The organism is Nocardiopsis sp. NPDC006938, assembly GCF_042869555.1.
Taxonomy (GTDB): domain Bacteria; phylum Actinomycetota; class Actinomycetes; order Streptosporangiales; family Streptosporangiaceae; genus Nocardiopsis.
Window position 1 is genome coordinate 82,465 of the sequence record NZ_JBIAGA010000013.1, and the last position, 15,278, is coordinate 97,742.

Consider the following 15,278-nt stretch of genomic DNA (forward strand, 5'->3'; position numbering starts at 1 on the left):
TGGTGGGGACGGGCGTCAGGTCAGGTCAGGAAGTCGGCGATGTCGGTGCCCAGCCCCCGGGACCGGGCCTCGGAGAGCACGTGGGCGGCCAGCGCGGTGTCGAGGGTGCCCAGGCCGAACGGTGAGAAGACGGTCGTCCTGGTCGGGTCGTGCGCCGCCCCCGACCGCACGAGCGCACCGATCTCGGCCTCCACGAACCCCCGGTCCCCGCGCTCGCGGGCGGCCAGGTCCAGGGAGGTGTCGGCCCGGCACACGTGGTCGGTGTCGTCGACGACGTTGCGGGCCTTGAGGATCGACTCCGGCAGGACGTCGCGCAGGGACAGGTGCAGGACGACGGTCCCCGGGGCGCAGGCGTCCAACGACAGGTAGGGGGTGCCCGCCGTCGTGGCCAGCGAGACGAGCCGGTGGGCGCGCAGGGCCTCCTCGTGGTCGTCCGCGAGCGAGAACTCCAGCTCCGGCCAGGTCGTGCGGCACGACGCCGCGAAGGACGCCGCCCGACCCCGGTCGTGGTCCATGAGCGTGACCCTCCGGAGGGCGGGCAGCCGCGCCCGGAGGAAGCGCAGCACCTCGCGGTTGACGACCCCGCACCCGACCAGCGACACACCCGCGTCGTACCCCTCCGGCGCGCCCTCCAGGAGCAGCCCCGCGGCCAGGGCGGCGCTCGCGGCGGTCCGGCGCGCCGAGACCACCGCGCCCTCCACCAGGGCGACCGGGCTCCCGTCCAGCGGGGAGTTGAGCAGGATCGCGGCGGTGGCGCGCTCACCGCCCCGTGCGACGTTGCCCGGGAAGGAGGCGATCCACTTCATCCCGATCGCCGGTTCGGAACCCCCCACGTAGGCGGGAAGGCCGATCACCCGGTCGGTGGTGTTGCCGGGAAAGCGCAGGAACACCGAGTGCGGAAGCGCGTCCTCCCCCCGGTCGTGGGCCGCGTACGTACGGGCCACCACGTCCAGGACCGTCTTCTCCTCGCCGTCCAGGACGGCTCGGACGTCGGCGCGGCGCAGCACTCTCATCGGTCGTTCTCCTTCCACAGGTGCGCGACCTCACCGAAGTGGTCGCGCACCCACGTGTCGTCGTAGATGGTGTCCAGGTAGCGCTCGCCCCGGTCGGCCAGCACGGCCACGCACGTGGCGCCCGGGGGCAGCTCGGGGGCGAGCCGCTCCACGGCGCTGACCACGGCCCCCGAGGACCCCCCGGCCAGCAGCGCCTCCCGGCGGATCAGGCGACGGCAGCCCACCACGGCGTCGAGGTCGCTGACGTGCACCACCTGGTCGGCGACCCCCTTCCGGTACAGGGCCGGGGGCACCGCCGCCCCGTGCCCGGGGAGCAGCCGGGGCCCGCGCGGGCGGCCGAAGATGGCGCTGCCCTCCGCGTCCACGGCGACGACCCGGGTGTGCGGGCTGTGCTCGGCGAGGTACTCGCGGCAGCCCGTGACCGTCCCACAGGAGCTGGTGGCCACGAAGAGGTAGTCCACGGGGCCCCCGGCCTGCTCGAGGATCTCGGCCATGGTGGTGTGGTGGGCCCGGGAGTTGAGCTCGTTCGCGTACTGGTTGGGCCAGTAGGCGTGGGGGATGCGGTCGACCAGCTCGCGGACCCGAGCGATGCGGGCGGGCAGGTACTCGCCGGTCGCCGGGTCGGGCCGGTCCACCATGTCCACCTCCGTGCCGTAGGCCCGCAGGATGGCGAGGTTCTGGCTGGTGGTCCTGCTGTCGACGACGCACACGAAGCGGATGCCGTACCAGCCGCACACCTGGGCCATACCGATGGCGAGGTTGCCGGAGCTGGACTCGACCACCACCGAACGCCCGGGGACGAGATCACCGGAGCGGACCCGCCCGACGAGCATGCTGACGGAGGCCCGGTCCTTGATGCTGCCGCCCGGGTTCATCCCCTCGATCTTCGCCAGGACATCGAATTCGCGGTCGGCGAAGAGACGGCCCAGCCGGATCAGGGGTGTGCCTCCGACCGTGGAGAGCACTCCCTGAGGTGGACGGTTATTCATCGGATCAGGACCTTCCCCGGACCCCAGGTTCCCACTGGGCGTCTCGTCGCTACCTAGGACAGCGATTCCCGGACCTTCTTCGGGATGTTCCTCCCCGCCTTTCCGGTCACCAGGAATCGTTCGATCATCTCCGGCATTCCCCATTCGGCCCAGTCGTCACGACTGATCGAGTAGATGTGGACGTCCCAGAGTCGGCCACAGAAATAGAAATGGTCACGGAGAGTCGCCTCGGGTTCGGCCTTCTCCACCTGGGGGCCGAAGTTGGCGATGGTCGCCTTCGTGGTGCGGACGTAGACCTTGCGCACGTTCCACATCGCGAACGCGTAGTTGATGGTGAGAATCGCGGACTCGCCGCCGAGCCCGAGGTTCTCCTGGCGGATGTCGCTGTACAGGCCGACCTGGACGTGCCCGGCGGGCTGGTTGAGCTCGTGCAGGGTGGTGAAGCCGACCGTCTTCCCGGTCGCCTTCGACACGGCCAGGAAGTAGGCGTTGATGTCCGACCGCCGGTGGTCGGCGAGGTAGGTGTCGATGTCGGAAAGGCTTTCCACGCCGCCGCTCAGGAGGATGTCGAAAGTCTCCTCAGTGGCCGTCGAGGGGACGAGCTTCAGCCGACGGGTCTCGACGTGCGGGAACAGCAAGGGACAGCTCCGTTCTTCGGGTGAGGCGTCATTCGGACGCACCTCGTCACACCGTCCCGCCAGCGGGACGTGGGCAATGGTGAGGAATCGGGTCGAACCTAGCCCCGGCACTTCTTGCGGGTCAATGCCTGAGCGGATGTGATGGCATTAGCGATTCCGGAATCCGCCGACAGGGCGAGCGGAAACGACGGAACGCCCTACAGTTCCCATTCACCAGTGAATTCCAGAACCCGGAGGCATCGGTGCGAATCCTGTTCGCGACCAGATCGGAAAAGACGCATTTCCTGAGCATGGTCCCGCTCGCCTGGGCCCTGCGGACGGCGGGCCACGAGGTGCGGGTCGCCTGCCAGCCCGAGCTCGTGGACACGGTGACCTCCTCGGGGCTGACCTGCGTCCCGGTGGGGAGCGACCACGACTTCTGGCGGCTGCTGCGGCTGTTCCCCGACCGCAGGGAGACGGCCCGGGCCGGCCAGTCCGTCCCCTTCGACGTCGTCGACATGGCACCCGAGGACATCACCTGGGAGTACCTGCGAGACGGCTACGCCAACCTCGTGCCCTGGTGGTTCCGGATGGTCAACGACCCCATCCGCGACGAGCTGGTCGAGTACTGCCGCCGGTGGCGCCCGGACGCCGTCCTGTGGGAGCCCGGCACCTACGCCGCCTCCGTGGCCGCCGAGGCGGTCGGCGCCGTGCACGCCAGGGTCACCTGCGGCGCCGACCTGTACGGGTGGGTGCGCCGGACCTACCTGGAGTTCATGGCGGAGCAGCCCGAGGCGGAGCGGGTCGACCCCCTGGCCGACTGGCTGCGCCGGAGCGCGGCCCGGCACGGGGTGGCCTTCGACGAACGGCTCACCCACGGGCACTTCACCATCGAGCAGCTGCCCCCGCCGCTGCGGATCGATGGCGGCCTGGAGTACCTGGGCCTGCGGTACGTCCCCCACAACGGGAGGTCGGTGGTCGACCCATGGCTGTGGGCGCCGCCGGAGCGGCCGCGCGTGTGCCTCACCCTCGGCACCACCGAGGCCGAGCGCTTCGGCGACCACGCGCTGTCCGTGCGGTCGCTGGTCCACCGGCTCGCGGAGCTGGACGCGGAGATCGTCGCCACCGTCGCCGAGACCGAACAGGAGGCCCTGGGCCCCCTGCCCGAGAACGTGCGCGTGGAGGGGTTCGTGCCGCTCCAGGCCCTGCTGCCCAGCTGTGCGGCGATCGTGCACCACGGCGGGTGGGGGACCGTGAACAGCGCGGTGGCGGCCGGGGTCCCGCAGCTGCTCATCCCGAACGACCTCGACGCGCCCTTCCTCAGCCGCCGAGTGGAGGAGGCCGGGGCGGGGACGTGGATCGCGCCGCCGGAGGCGACCGGGGAGCGGGTGCGCGACGCGGTCGACGCTCTGCTCTCGGACGGGAGATATCAGCGGGGGGCGCTGCGTCTGCGGGAGGAGGCCCTGACCCAACCGAGCCCGAACGCCTTCGTCGCGACGTTGGAGGAGGCGGTGCGGCGCCACTCCGCCGCCCCGGTCGGGAACTGAGGGGGCCGAGGGGTACGGGCGATGCGTGGGGGAGGTGCTTCACGACCCGGTGGGACAAGTGGCGCGCGGGGGAGCGGGGGCAGACGGTGCGCGTGAGACCGGGGCCTCGGACTGACAGCGCACGGTCCCGGCGGTACTTCCAGCGCGCGGGCCGGTTCGGCGTCGCGTGGTGGGCAGGGCGGAGTTCACGAGGTGGGCGCCGAAGCTCCACGCGTCACCCACCGGCTTCCCCCGGGCGGATGTTTCACGTGAAACACCCGCACCGAGTCGACCCGTCGCACCCTCGACACGTCGACGGGGCGATCTGGAGACGAAGCCACAGGTCGACATGTCGACGCCCGGACCGCCCCGGGAGACACCCCTTCTCGCCTCGGCGGGCCGCACCGGAGCACGGCGGTCCCCGCTTCGGCGGCGGGTCGCCGACGGGCAGGCGCGGCGGCAGCCCCGGAGGGACGGCGGATGCGGGCCGCGGATGCGGGCAGGGGCCGCGAACGGCCGATGGGCTATCCGCCGACCAGACGGGCCAGCTCCACCCGGGAGCGGATACCCAGCCTGCTGTAGATGTTGCGCAGATGGTGGTCGACCGTGCGGGTGCTCAGGAACAGCCGCGCCGCCACCTCCCGGTTGGTGGCGCCCTCCGCGACGTGTCGGGCGATCCGCATCTGCTGCGGGCTGAGCAGGTCCACGCCGCCGACCGCCCCCGTGTCCGTCCCGCCGCCCGTCCGCGCCGCCGTGCTGCCACGCGCCGCGCGCAACTCCTCCCGGGCCTGACGCGCCCACGGCCGTGCGTCCAGGCGGTCGAAGACCTCGACCGCGGCGCGCAGATGCTCTCGGGCCCGCCCCGGATGGCGGGAGCGCCGCAGGTGCCCGCCGTACAGCAGCCGGGTGCGCGCCTCCTCGAAGTCGCAGTACCCGGACGCGTGCAGGTCCAGCGCGCGCTCGAAGTACCGGTCGGCCTCGGCCCCCGCACCGAGCAGCCCCCGGCAGCGCATCACCTGAGCCCGCGCGGTGTCCTGGCCGGTGGCCTCCGCCCAGCTGGCGAAGGTCTCCACCGCGCCGTCGACACGCACCGCCACCCCGCCGCGCACCGACGCCTCCACCAGGTGCGGGGTGATCAGCAGCCGCACCGCGGCGTGACCGCTACCCGGCCCCGACCGTGCCAGGGTCCGCAGCCGCATGGCCGCCTCGGCGGTACGCCCCGAGCCGAGGTCGAGCAGCGCCAGCGCCCACGCCGCCAGCCCGGCGGGCAGCCCGACGTCGTGTTCCCCGGCCAGGGCGAGAGCGGTCCCCGCGTGCTCACGGCACGCGTCCTCGTCGCCCCGGATCGCCGCGACGAAGGCCAGCGCGCCCCGGTGGTGGCTCGCGCAGTTGTCCTGCCCGGACTCCAGGGACACCCGCAGGCCCTCGGCGGCGCTGCCCTGCGCCAGGGACAGCCGACCGAACCACATCTCCGCGTAGGTCAGGAACTCCAGCGCCTGCGGGACCAGCGTGTACGCCCCGGTGCGGCGGGCCACCGCCACCGCCCGCCCCGCAAGGGCCCGCGTGCGCAGGTGGTCGCCACGCAGGAGACCGGCGATCCCGCCCAGCACGAGCGCCTGGGGGTCGCCGATCCGGTCGGCCGTCTCCACCGCCCGTTCCAGGAGGGCCGCGCCCTCGCCGTGGCGTCCCTGGAACATGGCGGCCTTGCCGGTCATGTAGTCGAGGACCAGCCGGTCCCAGGGGCGGTCGGCACCGCGCGGCCCGTCCCGGGTGTCCGCCGCGAGAGACGCGGTGACGCCCTCCGCGAGGTCACGGGCCCGGCGCACCGTGGCGAAGAACCGTTCGTGGTCGCCGGACAGGCAGCTGGCCTCACCCGCCTGGAGCAGTGCCCGTAGCGCCGCGCCGGGGTCGCTGCGCGCCAACCGGTCGGCGGCGGGCCCCAGGCGCGCGAAGGCGTCGATGGCCACCCCCGAGCGCAGGTCCATCTCGGCGCGCAGGAGGTCGGCGCGGTCCTGGACGTCGCGGACCCGGGTGTCGCGGTCCCGGTGCGGTAAGGCGTCCCCGGAAACGGGGCGAGCGGGCGGGGCCGGGCGAACCCGCGCGAGGACCCGACGGGCGCGGGCCGGGTCTCCGGACAGCCACGCGGAGCGGGCGGCGTCGGTCAGCCGGAGGCCCCGCAGGGCCGGGTCCGGGGTGAGCCGGGCGGCGTGTTCGTGGAGCAGGGAGGCGGGGGCGTGCCCGTCCCGCTCGACGGCCCGGTGAGCCTCCTCGTGGAGGGCGGCGGCGACCCGCTCGTCGGGCACGCCTTCGGCCAGGGCGCGGTGCCAGACCGCGCGCCCGGTGTCCCCGGCCGCCGCGTACGCGCGGGCGAGGTCCAGGTGGGCGGAGCGCCGCTGCGCGGGGGAGGCGCGGTGGTAGGCGGCGGACCGGGCCAGCGGGTGGGTGAAGGCCGTCGCCCGGCCGGGGTCGGTGACCAGCCCCGCGTCGCGGGCGGCCGCCCAGGGGTCGGGGGCGCAGGGGTCGGGGTCGGCGGGGGTGACACCACCGGGTTCCATGCCGCCGGTCACGGTGTGCGGTGGGTCGGAAAGCGCGGCGCCACCCGTGTCGGCGCTGTCCCGGCGGGGGCCGGAGCGACCGGAACCGGCTCCGGCACCGCTGGCAGCATCTGCGTGGGCACCAGCGTGGGCACCGGCGTTCAACGGGTCGGTTCCCAGCACCGGAGCCGCCGGGGCGCGGGGGTCGGCCGCCAACCGGACGAGCGCGAGCCGGGTGGCCGGGTCGATCCGGGCGAGCGCCCGGGTGAAGGCGTCGGTGAGCTCGCCCCGGGATCGCGGCGGCTGCTCCAGGGCCGCGGCGCCCGACCTCTGTTCGGGGTCGGTCCCCTCCAGCAGTTCGAGGGCGGCGCGGGGGTTGCCCTGCGCCGCCTCCGCGAGCGCCGCCGCCACCGGGTCCGCGAGTCCCTCCGGACGCCCGTCCCGGGCCGCCTCCGCCACAAGGTCCAGCACCGCGCCCGCCTCCAGGGGGCGCAGCCGGAGCACGGGGATCCCGGTGAGCCGGTCGGGGTCGGCGTCCCTGGCGCTGAGTAGCACCGCCGCCCCCTCGTGGGTGAGTCTGCGCGCCACGAACGCCACCGCCTCACGCGAGGGGGCGTCGAGCAGGTGGACGTCGTCCACGCGGAACAGGAGCGGGCGTTCCGAGGCGGCCTCGGCGCACAGCCCGAGGACCGCGTTGGCGAGCGGGAGCGCCTCTCCGGGGTCCCCGGTGTCCAGGGCCCGGGCGAGCGTCTCCCGTTGGGCGCGGGGCAGGCGGGGGAGCAGGGGGAGCGCGGGAAGCAGGAGCTGGTGCAGACCGGCCAGGGGCAGCCGTCCCTCGCCGGGGGCGGCGCGGGCGCTGAGCACGGCGAGGTCGTGGGCCCCCTCCTCCGCGCACTCCAGCAGGGCGGTGCGGCCCATGCCGGAGGGGCCGGTCACGAGCAGGCCGCCGCCGCTCCCCGAGCGGGCGGCGTCGAGCAGTCGGCGGACGGTGAGCAGTTCGCGGTCGCGCCCGTGGAGGCGCGTCGTGCGTGTGAGCGGGTTCACGCTGATCACACCCTCAAGTTACTCGCGAGTTAAGTCCGAGTAAAGAGACCGGCGATTCGGCCGATGCGCCCGTGTGACCCGTGGCACACAATCGGGGTTCCCCGCTTCCCCCACCCCCGGAGGTCACATGAGACGCCTGACCGCGCTCCTGTGCGGACTCGTCCTCGCACTCACCACCGCGCTCCAGGCCGCGCCCGCCGCCGCGAACGCCCCCGCCCCGATCGTCTTCGTCCACGGGTTCATGGGCAAGGGCGGCCAGTGGGACGCCATGCGCGCCGCCCTCGTCGACTCCGGCTACCCCGAGGACCGGCTGCACGTCTTCTCCTACGACTGGGCCCGGTCCAACACCACCATCGCCGGGCTGCTCGGCGACCACATCGAGGGCGTGCGCGCCCAGCACGGCGCCGACCGCGTGCACCTGGTGACCCACTCCATGGGCGGCCTGTCGTCGCGCTACTACATCAAGAACCTCGGCGGCACGGAGACCGTCGACCAGTGGATCTCCATCGGCGGCCCGAACAACGGGACCAACATCGCCAACCTGTGCCCGTCCCCGATCACACCCTGCCAGGAGATGCGGCACGGGTCCGACTTCCTCAACGGCCTGAACGGCGGCGACCCCACGCCCGGACCGGTGCGGTACACGACCCTGCGCTCGCCCTGCGACATCGTCATCTCACCCACCGACAGCACCTCGCTGCCCGGGGCCGACAACATCCGGGTCGGCTGCGTCGAACACATCTCCCTGATGTGGAACGGCGAGGTCATCGACCACGTGCGCGGCGTCGTCAGCTGACCCGCTTCCAGCTGAGGGCACCGGGACCTCCCGTGTCGCCGTGTCGCCGAGTCACCATGGCGACGTGTCGACACGGCTCCCCGCACACCGGGGCCCGGAACGGCGAACGGGCGGGGCGGCGGCACCGGCCGCCGCCCCGCCCGCGCGGGCCCCGCTCCCCCTACTCGGCGGGGGCGGGGTCGCTGTCGTCGACGTGCAGGTCGACACCCTGGATGCTCTTGGGCACCAGGGAGACCGCGACGAACGAGATCACCGACAGGCCGATGATGTAGACGCCGATGGTCCAGGACACCCCGTACGCCGACAGCAGCATCTCGGCGATCATGGCGGCGAAGGCGCCGCCGAGGATGGCGCCCAGGGCGTAGCCGATGGACACGCCCGAGTAGCGGACCTCCGCCGGGAACATCTCCGCGTACAGCGCCGACTGGGGGCCGTAGCTCAGGCCGAAGGTCAGTGTGAAGACGAAGACGCCCAGGAAGTACATGTAGATGTCGCCGGTGTCGACCAGGAACCACATCGGGACCGCCCACGCGGCGAGCAGGACGTAACCGATCTGGAAGGTGCGCACCCGGCCGATCCGGTCACAGATCCAGCCACCGTACAGGGTGGAGATCAACCAGCCGAAGGAGGCCAGGGCGGTGGCCAGCAGAACCGGGCCCCGCTCCATGCCGAGCCCCATCTCCTCCACCGGACGCGACGCGTAGGTGGCGAGGAACGCGATCACCAGGTACCCGGCGGCGTTGTTGGACACGAAGATCAGCGCGGAGAGCACGACCTCCTTGGTGTTCTTCCGGAACAGCTGGCCGAGCGGGGCGGACGACTTGGCGCGGCGGTGCTGCATCACCTTGAAGACCGGCGACTCCTCCACGGTCTTGCGGATGAGGTGGCCGATGATGATCAGCAGGAAGGACAGCAGGAACGGGATGCGCCAGCCCCATTCGAGGAAGGCGTCCTGGCCGATCGCCGTGGTGATGCCCCACAGGACCAGGGTCGCCAGGATCATGCCGCAGGGGACGCCGATCTGCGGGTAGGCGCCGAAGAAGCCGCGCTTGTCGACCGGCGCGTGCTCCACGGACATCAGGGCGGCTCCGCCCCACTCGCCTCCGGCGGAGAAGCCCTGTGCGATGCGCAGGAGGATGAGCAGGACCGGCGCGGCCATGCCGATCTGCGCGTAGGTGGGCAGCAGACCGATGGCGCAGGTCGCGACACCCATCATGACGAGGGTGAACACCAGGATTCTCTTGCGGCCGAACCGGTCCCCGAGGTGTCCGGCCACGATCGCGCCGAGGGGGCGGAAGAGGAAGGAGATCCCGATGGTCGCGAAGGAGAGCACCTGCGCCACGCCCGGGTTGGCGTCGGCCAGCGGCGCCATGAAGAGGGGTGCCAGTACCAGGCCCGCGGCCTGGGCGTAGATGAAGAAGTCGTACCACTCGATGGTGGTCCCGACCATGGTCCCCGCGAGGACCTTGCGCTTCTCCTTGGGGTCGAGTGTTCCACCGGGTCCTGGGACCGTGGCGTCGGAAGTCGCCATTGCTGCTCCGTAGGTTCTCTACCGGCCGGGGGGCCGAGTTCTCTGCCGGGCCCGTGTCGTCGGCCCCCTGCCCGTAGACGGAACGGTGGATACCGGGACAGATCACGAGCCCCAGCACACCATGCCATGTGATGCAGTGCACTTTCTACACTGGGGCTCACTTTTCCCAGCTAGATACACCTGTACTGACCGAACGGTCGGTGGGGAACCCCCTCTGACGAGGGAGGCTGGCGGTTCGCGACCAGCCGGTCACGAACCGGAGAACCCCACGCTTGGTCCACCTGGTGAGACGCCTCGTCGCCCTGGCTCGCCCTCATGCCGACTCGTCGACGTGTCGACTCGTCGTCACGTCGATCGGAGACGACTCCCGGTCGGCACCCGCCGGGGTCACAGCAGCTCCTTCAGGTACGCGCCGGTCCGGCTGTCCGGCACGGACGCGATCCGCTCCGGGGACCCCTGGGCGACGACCCGTCCGCCCTCCGACCCTCCGCCCGGACCCAGGTCGACGACGTGGTCGGCCGTGGCCACGACGCGCATGTCGTGCTCGGCCGCCACCACCGTGGCGCCTGCCTCCACCAGGTCCCGGAGCCGCCCCATGAGGACGTCGGTGTCGTACGGGTGCAGACCGGTCGTCGGCTCGTCGAGCAGGTACACCGTGTCGGCCACCCTGCGGCGCTGGAGCTCGGTGGCGAGCTTGATCCGCTGGGCCTCCCCGCCGGACAGCTCGGTGGCGGGCTGCCCCAGCCGCAGGTAGCCCAGGCCGACCCCGGCCAGGGTGTCCAGGGCCCGGCGCACCGGCGCCTCCTCGGTGAAGAACGCCGCCGCCTCCTCCACCGACAGGGCAAGCACGTCCGCGACGGTGAGCCCCCGGTACCGCACCCGCAGGGTGTCGTCGTTGTAGCGGGAGCCGCCGCAGGTCGGGCAGGGCGCGTAGGCGGTGGGCAGGAACAGCAGCTCCACCGACACGAACCCCTCGCCCTCACAGGTCGCGCAGCGCCCCCCGACCACGTTGAAGGAGAACCGGCCCGGTCCGTAGCCGTACGCGCGGGCGTCGTCGGTACCCGCGAACAGCTTGCGGACGGTGTCGAAGAGCCCCGTGTAGGTGGCCAGGTTGGAGCGCGGGGTACGGCCGATGGGCTGCTGGCTCACCCACACCACGCGCCCCCGCCCGGCGGCCCCGTCGGCGATCCGCGCCAGCAACGTCGACTTGCCGGCGCCGGACACCCCGGTGACGGCGGTGAACACGCCGAGGGGCACGTCCAGGTCCAGCCCCCGGAGGTTGTTGCCGGTGATCCCGCTCAGCTCCAGGTGAGCGCGCGGCTCGCGCGGGCGGCGTTCGGGGGCGGACTCCTCGAACAGGTAGCGTCGGGTCACCGACTCCGGGACCCGGCGCAGACCGTCCACCGGACCGCTGTACAGGACCCGGCCCCCGCGTTCGCCCGCGTCCGGGCCGACGTCCACGATCCAGTCCGCGCCGCGCACGAGGTCGAGGTCGTGCTCGACGAAGCACACCGTGTTGCCGCCGTCGCGCAGCCTCCGCAGGATGCCCGTGAGCGCCTCGCAGTCGGCCGGGTGCAGCCCCGCCGAGGGTTCGTCGAGCACGTAGACCACGCCGAACAGCCCGGTACCGAGCTGGGTGGCCAACCTGATCCGCTGGAACTCGCCGGTGGACAGGGTCGGCGCGGGGCGGTCCGCGCTGAGGTAGCCCAGGCCCAACTCCTCCAGAACCCCGACCCGCGCGGTGATCTCCTCGGCGAGGGTCCCGGCCGCGCCGGACTCCGCGCGCCAGGGGCGCAGCAGCGCGGCCAGCCCGGACAGGGGCAGCGCCGCCAGCTCGGTGACGGTGTGCCCGGCGAAGGTGACGCGCAGGGCCTCGCGCCGCAGCCGCCGTCCGCCGCACTCGGGGCAGTCGCGGTCCACCATGAACTCCGCCGCCCGGCGTCGGCGGGCCTCGCTCGCGGAGGAGGCGTACGCCTTGAGCACCAGGCGGCGGGCACTGCTGTACTTGCCCTGGTAGGGGCGGTGGACACGGCCCGCCTCCCGGACGGGGTGGACGGTGACCACCGGCTGTTCGTCCGTGAACAGAATCCAGTCGCGCTCGGCCCGGGGCAGGTCGCGCCAGGGCCGGTGGATGTCGTACCCGAGGGCGTCGAGGATGTCGCGCAGGTTCTTGCCCTGCCAGGCGCCGGGCCAGGAGGCGACCGCCCCCCGCGCGATGCTCAGCGACGGGTCCGGGACCAACGACCCCTCGGTGACCTCGTGTTCGATGCCCTCCCCGTGACAGACCGGGCAGGCCCCGGCGACGGTGTTGGGGGAGAAGGAGTCGGAGTCCAGGCGCTCGGCTCCGTCGGGGTAGGTGCCCGCCCGCGACAGCAGCATGCGCAGCGTGTTGGAGACCGTGGTCAGGGTGCCCACCGTGGACCTGCTCGACGGCGCGGAGCGGGGCTGGGCGAGGGCCACGGCGGGCGGCATCCCGGTGATGTCGTCCACCTCCGGCGCGGGGAGCTGCTGGAGGAGGCGCCGGGCGTACGGCGCGACCGACTCCAGGTACCGGTGCTGGGACTCCGCGTAGAGGGTCCCGAACGCCAGTGAGGACTTACCGGAGCCCGAGACGCCGGTGAAGGCGACCAGGGCGTCACGGGGTAGCTCCGTGTCCACGTTCCTGAGGTTGTGGATGCGGGCGCCGCGCACCCGGATGCGGTCGTCGAACTCTGTCATGTCACCAGATGTACCCGGTCAGCGCTCCCGCCTCGACGAACGGGCCGTCCCGGTGCTGGGACGGCCCGTTCGGGGCGGCGGGTCGGGTCGGGGAGGGCGGCGGGTCGGAGGGCGACCGCGGCCGGAGGGCGGTGGGGGTCTCAGGCCCCGGCGGTGACCGGCTCCGCGACGGTGGCCGGAGCCCCTGCGGAGGGGGTGCGGCCGTCGTCGGCGGGGCGCAGGCCCAGCCGGCCCCGGGTGACCAGGGCGAGGAACACGGCGACGGCCAGGACGGCGGTGACCTCGAACATCCCGGCGGGGTCACCCACGAGCATCCCCTTGAGCCCGGAGACGACGTTGACGGCGGCGTGGGCGACCACGGCGGCGAGCACCCCGCCCCTGGCGGAGTTGAAGACGTGGCCCATGACGACGGTGAGCCCGACGCAGAGCAGGGCGTACGCGGGGAAGTGGACCTCGGACTGGATGGTGCCCGCCATCTCGAAGAGCGGGGCGTGCCACACGGCCCAGACCGCCCCGAGGGTCACGTTGGCGGCCAGCGGAGGGAGCGCTCCCTGGAGGCGGGGGAGGGCGAACCCGCGCCACCCCAGCTCCTCGTTGCCGCCGCCGACCAGCGCGATGAGCAGGAACTGGACCGGAACGCCCAGGAGCGCAGCCCGCAGCGCCGCCTCCTCGACCTCGGCGGTTCCGAGATACACGGGGAGCGCGGCCGATCCCGCGATGGCCAGGACGATCAGCGCGGTGATGACGTAGGGCCACGCGCCGCCGCGTCGGCGGAGCGAGTGGCGGCGGAAGAGCGCGGCCACCCCGGAGCGGCCCCGGGTGAGGGCGGTGACGAGGATCGCGGCCACCATCGGGCCGAAGCCGCCGACGAGCACGGCCGGGGTCGGGTCGCCTCCGTCGAGGAACCTCGGGACGAGCCACCAGGCGGTCCAGGAGAAGGCGAAGGCGACGACGAGGAAGGCGGCGAGGCCGCGCGGGTCGACGGCGGTGGTCCGCGACGGGTCGGGGGACGGGGCCGCGGGGGCGGAGGGGTGCGGACGGAAGGAGGGGGTCTCGGTTGCCATGCCGAGAAACATACACTGTTGGAGAGCATCCGACAACGTATGATTACTTGTATGCTGTCGGACATGGACGAACAGCCCCCCGACCAGCGGATCGACAGCGTCTTCCACCGCGCCCCGCGCCGACGGCGCACCCAACCCGCGCTCAGCAGGGACAGGATCGTCGCGGCGACGATCACCCTGCTCGACCGCGAGGGCTCCTCCGCCCTGACCATGCGCAGGGTGGCCGCCGAGCTCGGCGTGCACGCGACCAGCCTCTACTGGTACGTCGAGCGCCGGGAGGACCTCGTGGACCTGGCCGTGGACGAGATCCTCGCCGGGGCCGCCGCCGCACCGCCCGCCGACGGCCTGCCGTGGGACGCCGCCGTCAAGGAGACCGCGCGGCGGTTCTACGCGGCACTGACCGAGCACACCTGGGCAGCGGAGTTCGCCGGATCGCGCCCGCTCGTCGGACCCAACGCGGTCGCCCTGTCGCGACGGATCATCGAGGCCCTCGGCGGGCTCGGCGGCGGGGAGGAGCGCCGGGCGGTCGCGATCCGGGCGGTGTCCAACCAGATCCTCGGCGCGGCCACCTCGGCCGTCGCGATGCGCGCGGCCAAGGAGAGCCCCGCCGAGGAACACGAGGGCGCCCTGGCGACGGCGGTGTCGGAGGCCGACGCCCTGGCCGTGGAGCACACGTTCTTCGACCAGGCGCTGGACCTCGTCGTGCGGGGGATCGGGGCGGAACACGGGGCCTGATCCCCGGCGGGCCCGGCGGCCACACGCCGAGGAGCATCCCTGAAGGCCGACACGAGGGCCCCTCCGCATCGGCAAGGCGACGGGTCGACACGTCGAGTCGTCGACAAGACGACCCGCGCACCGGGCCCCCGGCGTCAGTCCCGCTCCGAGGCCGCCCGGCCCGCGCCCGCACCCGCCAGCAGCGCCCGGGCCATCTCCCTCGCCTGGCGCGCCGGCCGGCTCGACCTCTCGTGGAGCTCGGTGACCGTGGCCCCGTCCATCAGGAGCAGGAGCTGGCGGGCCAGGTCCGGGTCGTCCGGGTGACCGGAGCGGACCAGGAGTTCGCGCAGAAAGCCCACGACGGCGTCCTTGTGCTCGCTCGCCATGCGACGGATCTCGTCCGCCGGTTCGGCCACCTCGGCGACGGCGTTGATGAACGCGCAGCCGCGGAAGTCGGAGTTCTCCGCGTGGTCGACGAGCGCGTCGAAGACCGCCAACGGTGTGCCGCCCAACGCCTCCGTGCGCTCGACCAGCCAGTCCCGGTAGGCGCGTTCGTAGGCGCCGAGGAAGGCCACCACCAGCTCCTCCTTGCTGGAGAAGTGGCGGTAGAACGACGCCCGCCCCACACCGGAGTCGGTGAGCAGGCGCTCCAGCCCGACGGCGCGGATGCCGTCGGCGTAGAACAGCCTCTCAGCGGACTGGATGAGCCTCTCACGGGCTTTGACGGGCATC

Annotated in this window: 11 protein-coding genes; 3 read left to right on the forward strand and 8 right to left on the reverse strand. The window is 73.1% G+C overall.

Features of this window, described 5'->3' with window-relative positions:
• Nucleotides 1–20: 20 nt before the first annotated feature.
• Genes sbnB through ACFYL4_RS19510 form a run of 3 tightly spaced genes read right to left on the reverse strand, consistent with a single transcriptional unit; the run spans nt 21 to nt 2,640 of the window.
• Nucleotides 21–1,013 carry a 2,3-diaminopropionate biosynthesis protein SbnB gene (gene sbnB / locus ACFYL4_RS19500; protein ID WP_387519738.1) on the reverse strand — a complete coding sequence of 331 codons (993 nt, stop codon included), beginning with the start codon at nt 1,011–1,013 and terminating at the stop codon, nt 21–23.
• Complete coding sequence (gene sbnA, locus ACFYL4_RS19505; RefSeq protein WP_387519740.1) at nt 1,010–2,002, reverse strand: 2,3-diaminopropionate biosynthesis protein SbnA; 993 nt, start codon at nt 2,000–2,002, stop codon at nt 1,010–1,012. The genes sbnB and sbnA overlap by 4 nt, the downstream gene beginning before the upstream one ends.
• A gap of 53 nt (nt 2,003–2,055) precedes the next feature.
• Nucleotides 2,056–2,640, reverse strand: a complete 585-nt coding sequence (locus ACFYL4_RS19510) for a GNAT family N-acetyltransferase (protein WP_387519742.1) — start codon at nt 2,638–2,640, stop codon at nt 2,056–2,058.
• Between the two features lie 242 nt (nt 2,641–2,882).
• On the opposite strand from ACFYL4_RS19510, the gene ACFYL4_RS19515 reads away from it, so the two are divergent.
• Nucleotides 2,883–4,166: an activator-dependent family glycosyltransferase gene (locus ACFYL4_RS19515; RefSeq protein WP_387519744.1), complete on the forward strand. Its 1,284-nt coding sequence runs from the start codon at nt 2,883–2,885 to the stop codon at nt 4,164–4,166.
• 503 nt (nt 4,167–4,669) lie between these two features.
• On the opposite strand, the gene ACFYL4_RS19520 is transcribed toward ACFYL4_RS19515, so the two are convergent.
• Entirely contained in the window at nt 4,670–7,732 is a 3,063-nt protein-coding gene (locus ACFYL4_RS19520) for a LuxR C-terminal-related transcriptional regulator (RefSeq protein ID WP_387519746.1), read from the reverse strand.
• Between the two features lie 118 nt (nt 7,733–7,850).
• On the opposite strand from ACFYL4_RS19520, the gene ACFYL4_RS19525 reads away from it, so the two are divergent.
• The gene (locus ACFYL4_RS19525; RefSeq protein ID WP_357768141.1) at nt 7,851–8,519 is read left to right on the forward strand and encodes an alpha/beta fold hydrolase; all 669 of its coding nucleotides are present in this window, start codon (nt 7,851–7,853) and stop codon (nt 8,517–8,519) included.
• Between the two features lie 160 nt (nt 8,520–8,679).
• On the opposite strand, the gene ACFYL4_RS19530 is transcribed toward ACFYL4_RS19525, so the two are convergent.
• The 3 genes from ACFYL4_RS19530 to ACFYL4_RS19540 form a co-directional block, all read right to left on the reverse strand.
• A complete protein-coding gene (locus tag ACFYL4_RS19530; RefSeq protein ID WP_387519748.1) occupies nt 8,680–10,050 on the reverse strand; it encodes an MFS transporter in 1,371 nt (456 codons plus the stop codon).
• 387 nt (nt 10,051–10,437) lie between these two features.
• The gene (locus ACFYL4_RS19535) at nt 10,438–12,768 is read right to left on the reverse strand and encodes an ATP-binding cassette domain-containing protein (protein ID WP_387519750.1); all 2,331 of its coding nucleotides are present in this window, start codon (nt 12,766–12,768) and stop codon (nt 10,438–10,440) included.
• Between the two features lie 140 nt (nt 12,769–12,908).
• Nucleotides 12,909–13,844: a CPBP family intramembrane glutamic endopeptidase gene (locus tag ACFYL4_RS19540; RefSeq protein WP_387519752.1), complete on the reverse strand. Its 936-nt coding sequence runs from the start codon at nt 13,842–13,844 to the stop codon at nt 12,909–12,911.
• Nucleotides 13,845–13,883: 39 nt separating this feature from the next.
• Here ACFYL4_RS19540 and ACFYL4_RS19545 point away from each other — a divergent pair, with 39 nt between their 5' ends.
• Nucleotides 13,884–14,567 (forward strand): TetR/AcrR family transcriptional regulator C-terminal domain-containing protein, encoded by a 684-nt coding sequence (locus ACFYL4_RS19545; RefSeq protein ID WP_387519754.1) that lies wholly within the window; start codon nt 13,884–13,886, stop codon nt 14,565–14,567.
• A 134-nt stretch (nt 14,568–14,701) separates the two neighbouring features.
• On the opposite strand, the gene ACFYL4_RS19550 is transcribed toward ACFYL4_RS19545, so the two are convergent.
• A complete protein-coding gene (locus ACFYL4_RS19550; protein ID WP_387519756.1) occupies nt 14,702–15,277 on the reverse strand; it encodes a TetR/AcrR family transcriptional regulator in 576 nt (191 codons plus the stop codon).
• Nucleotide 15,278: the final 1 nt, after the last annotated feature.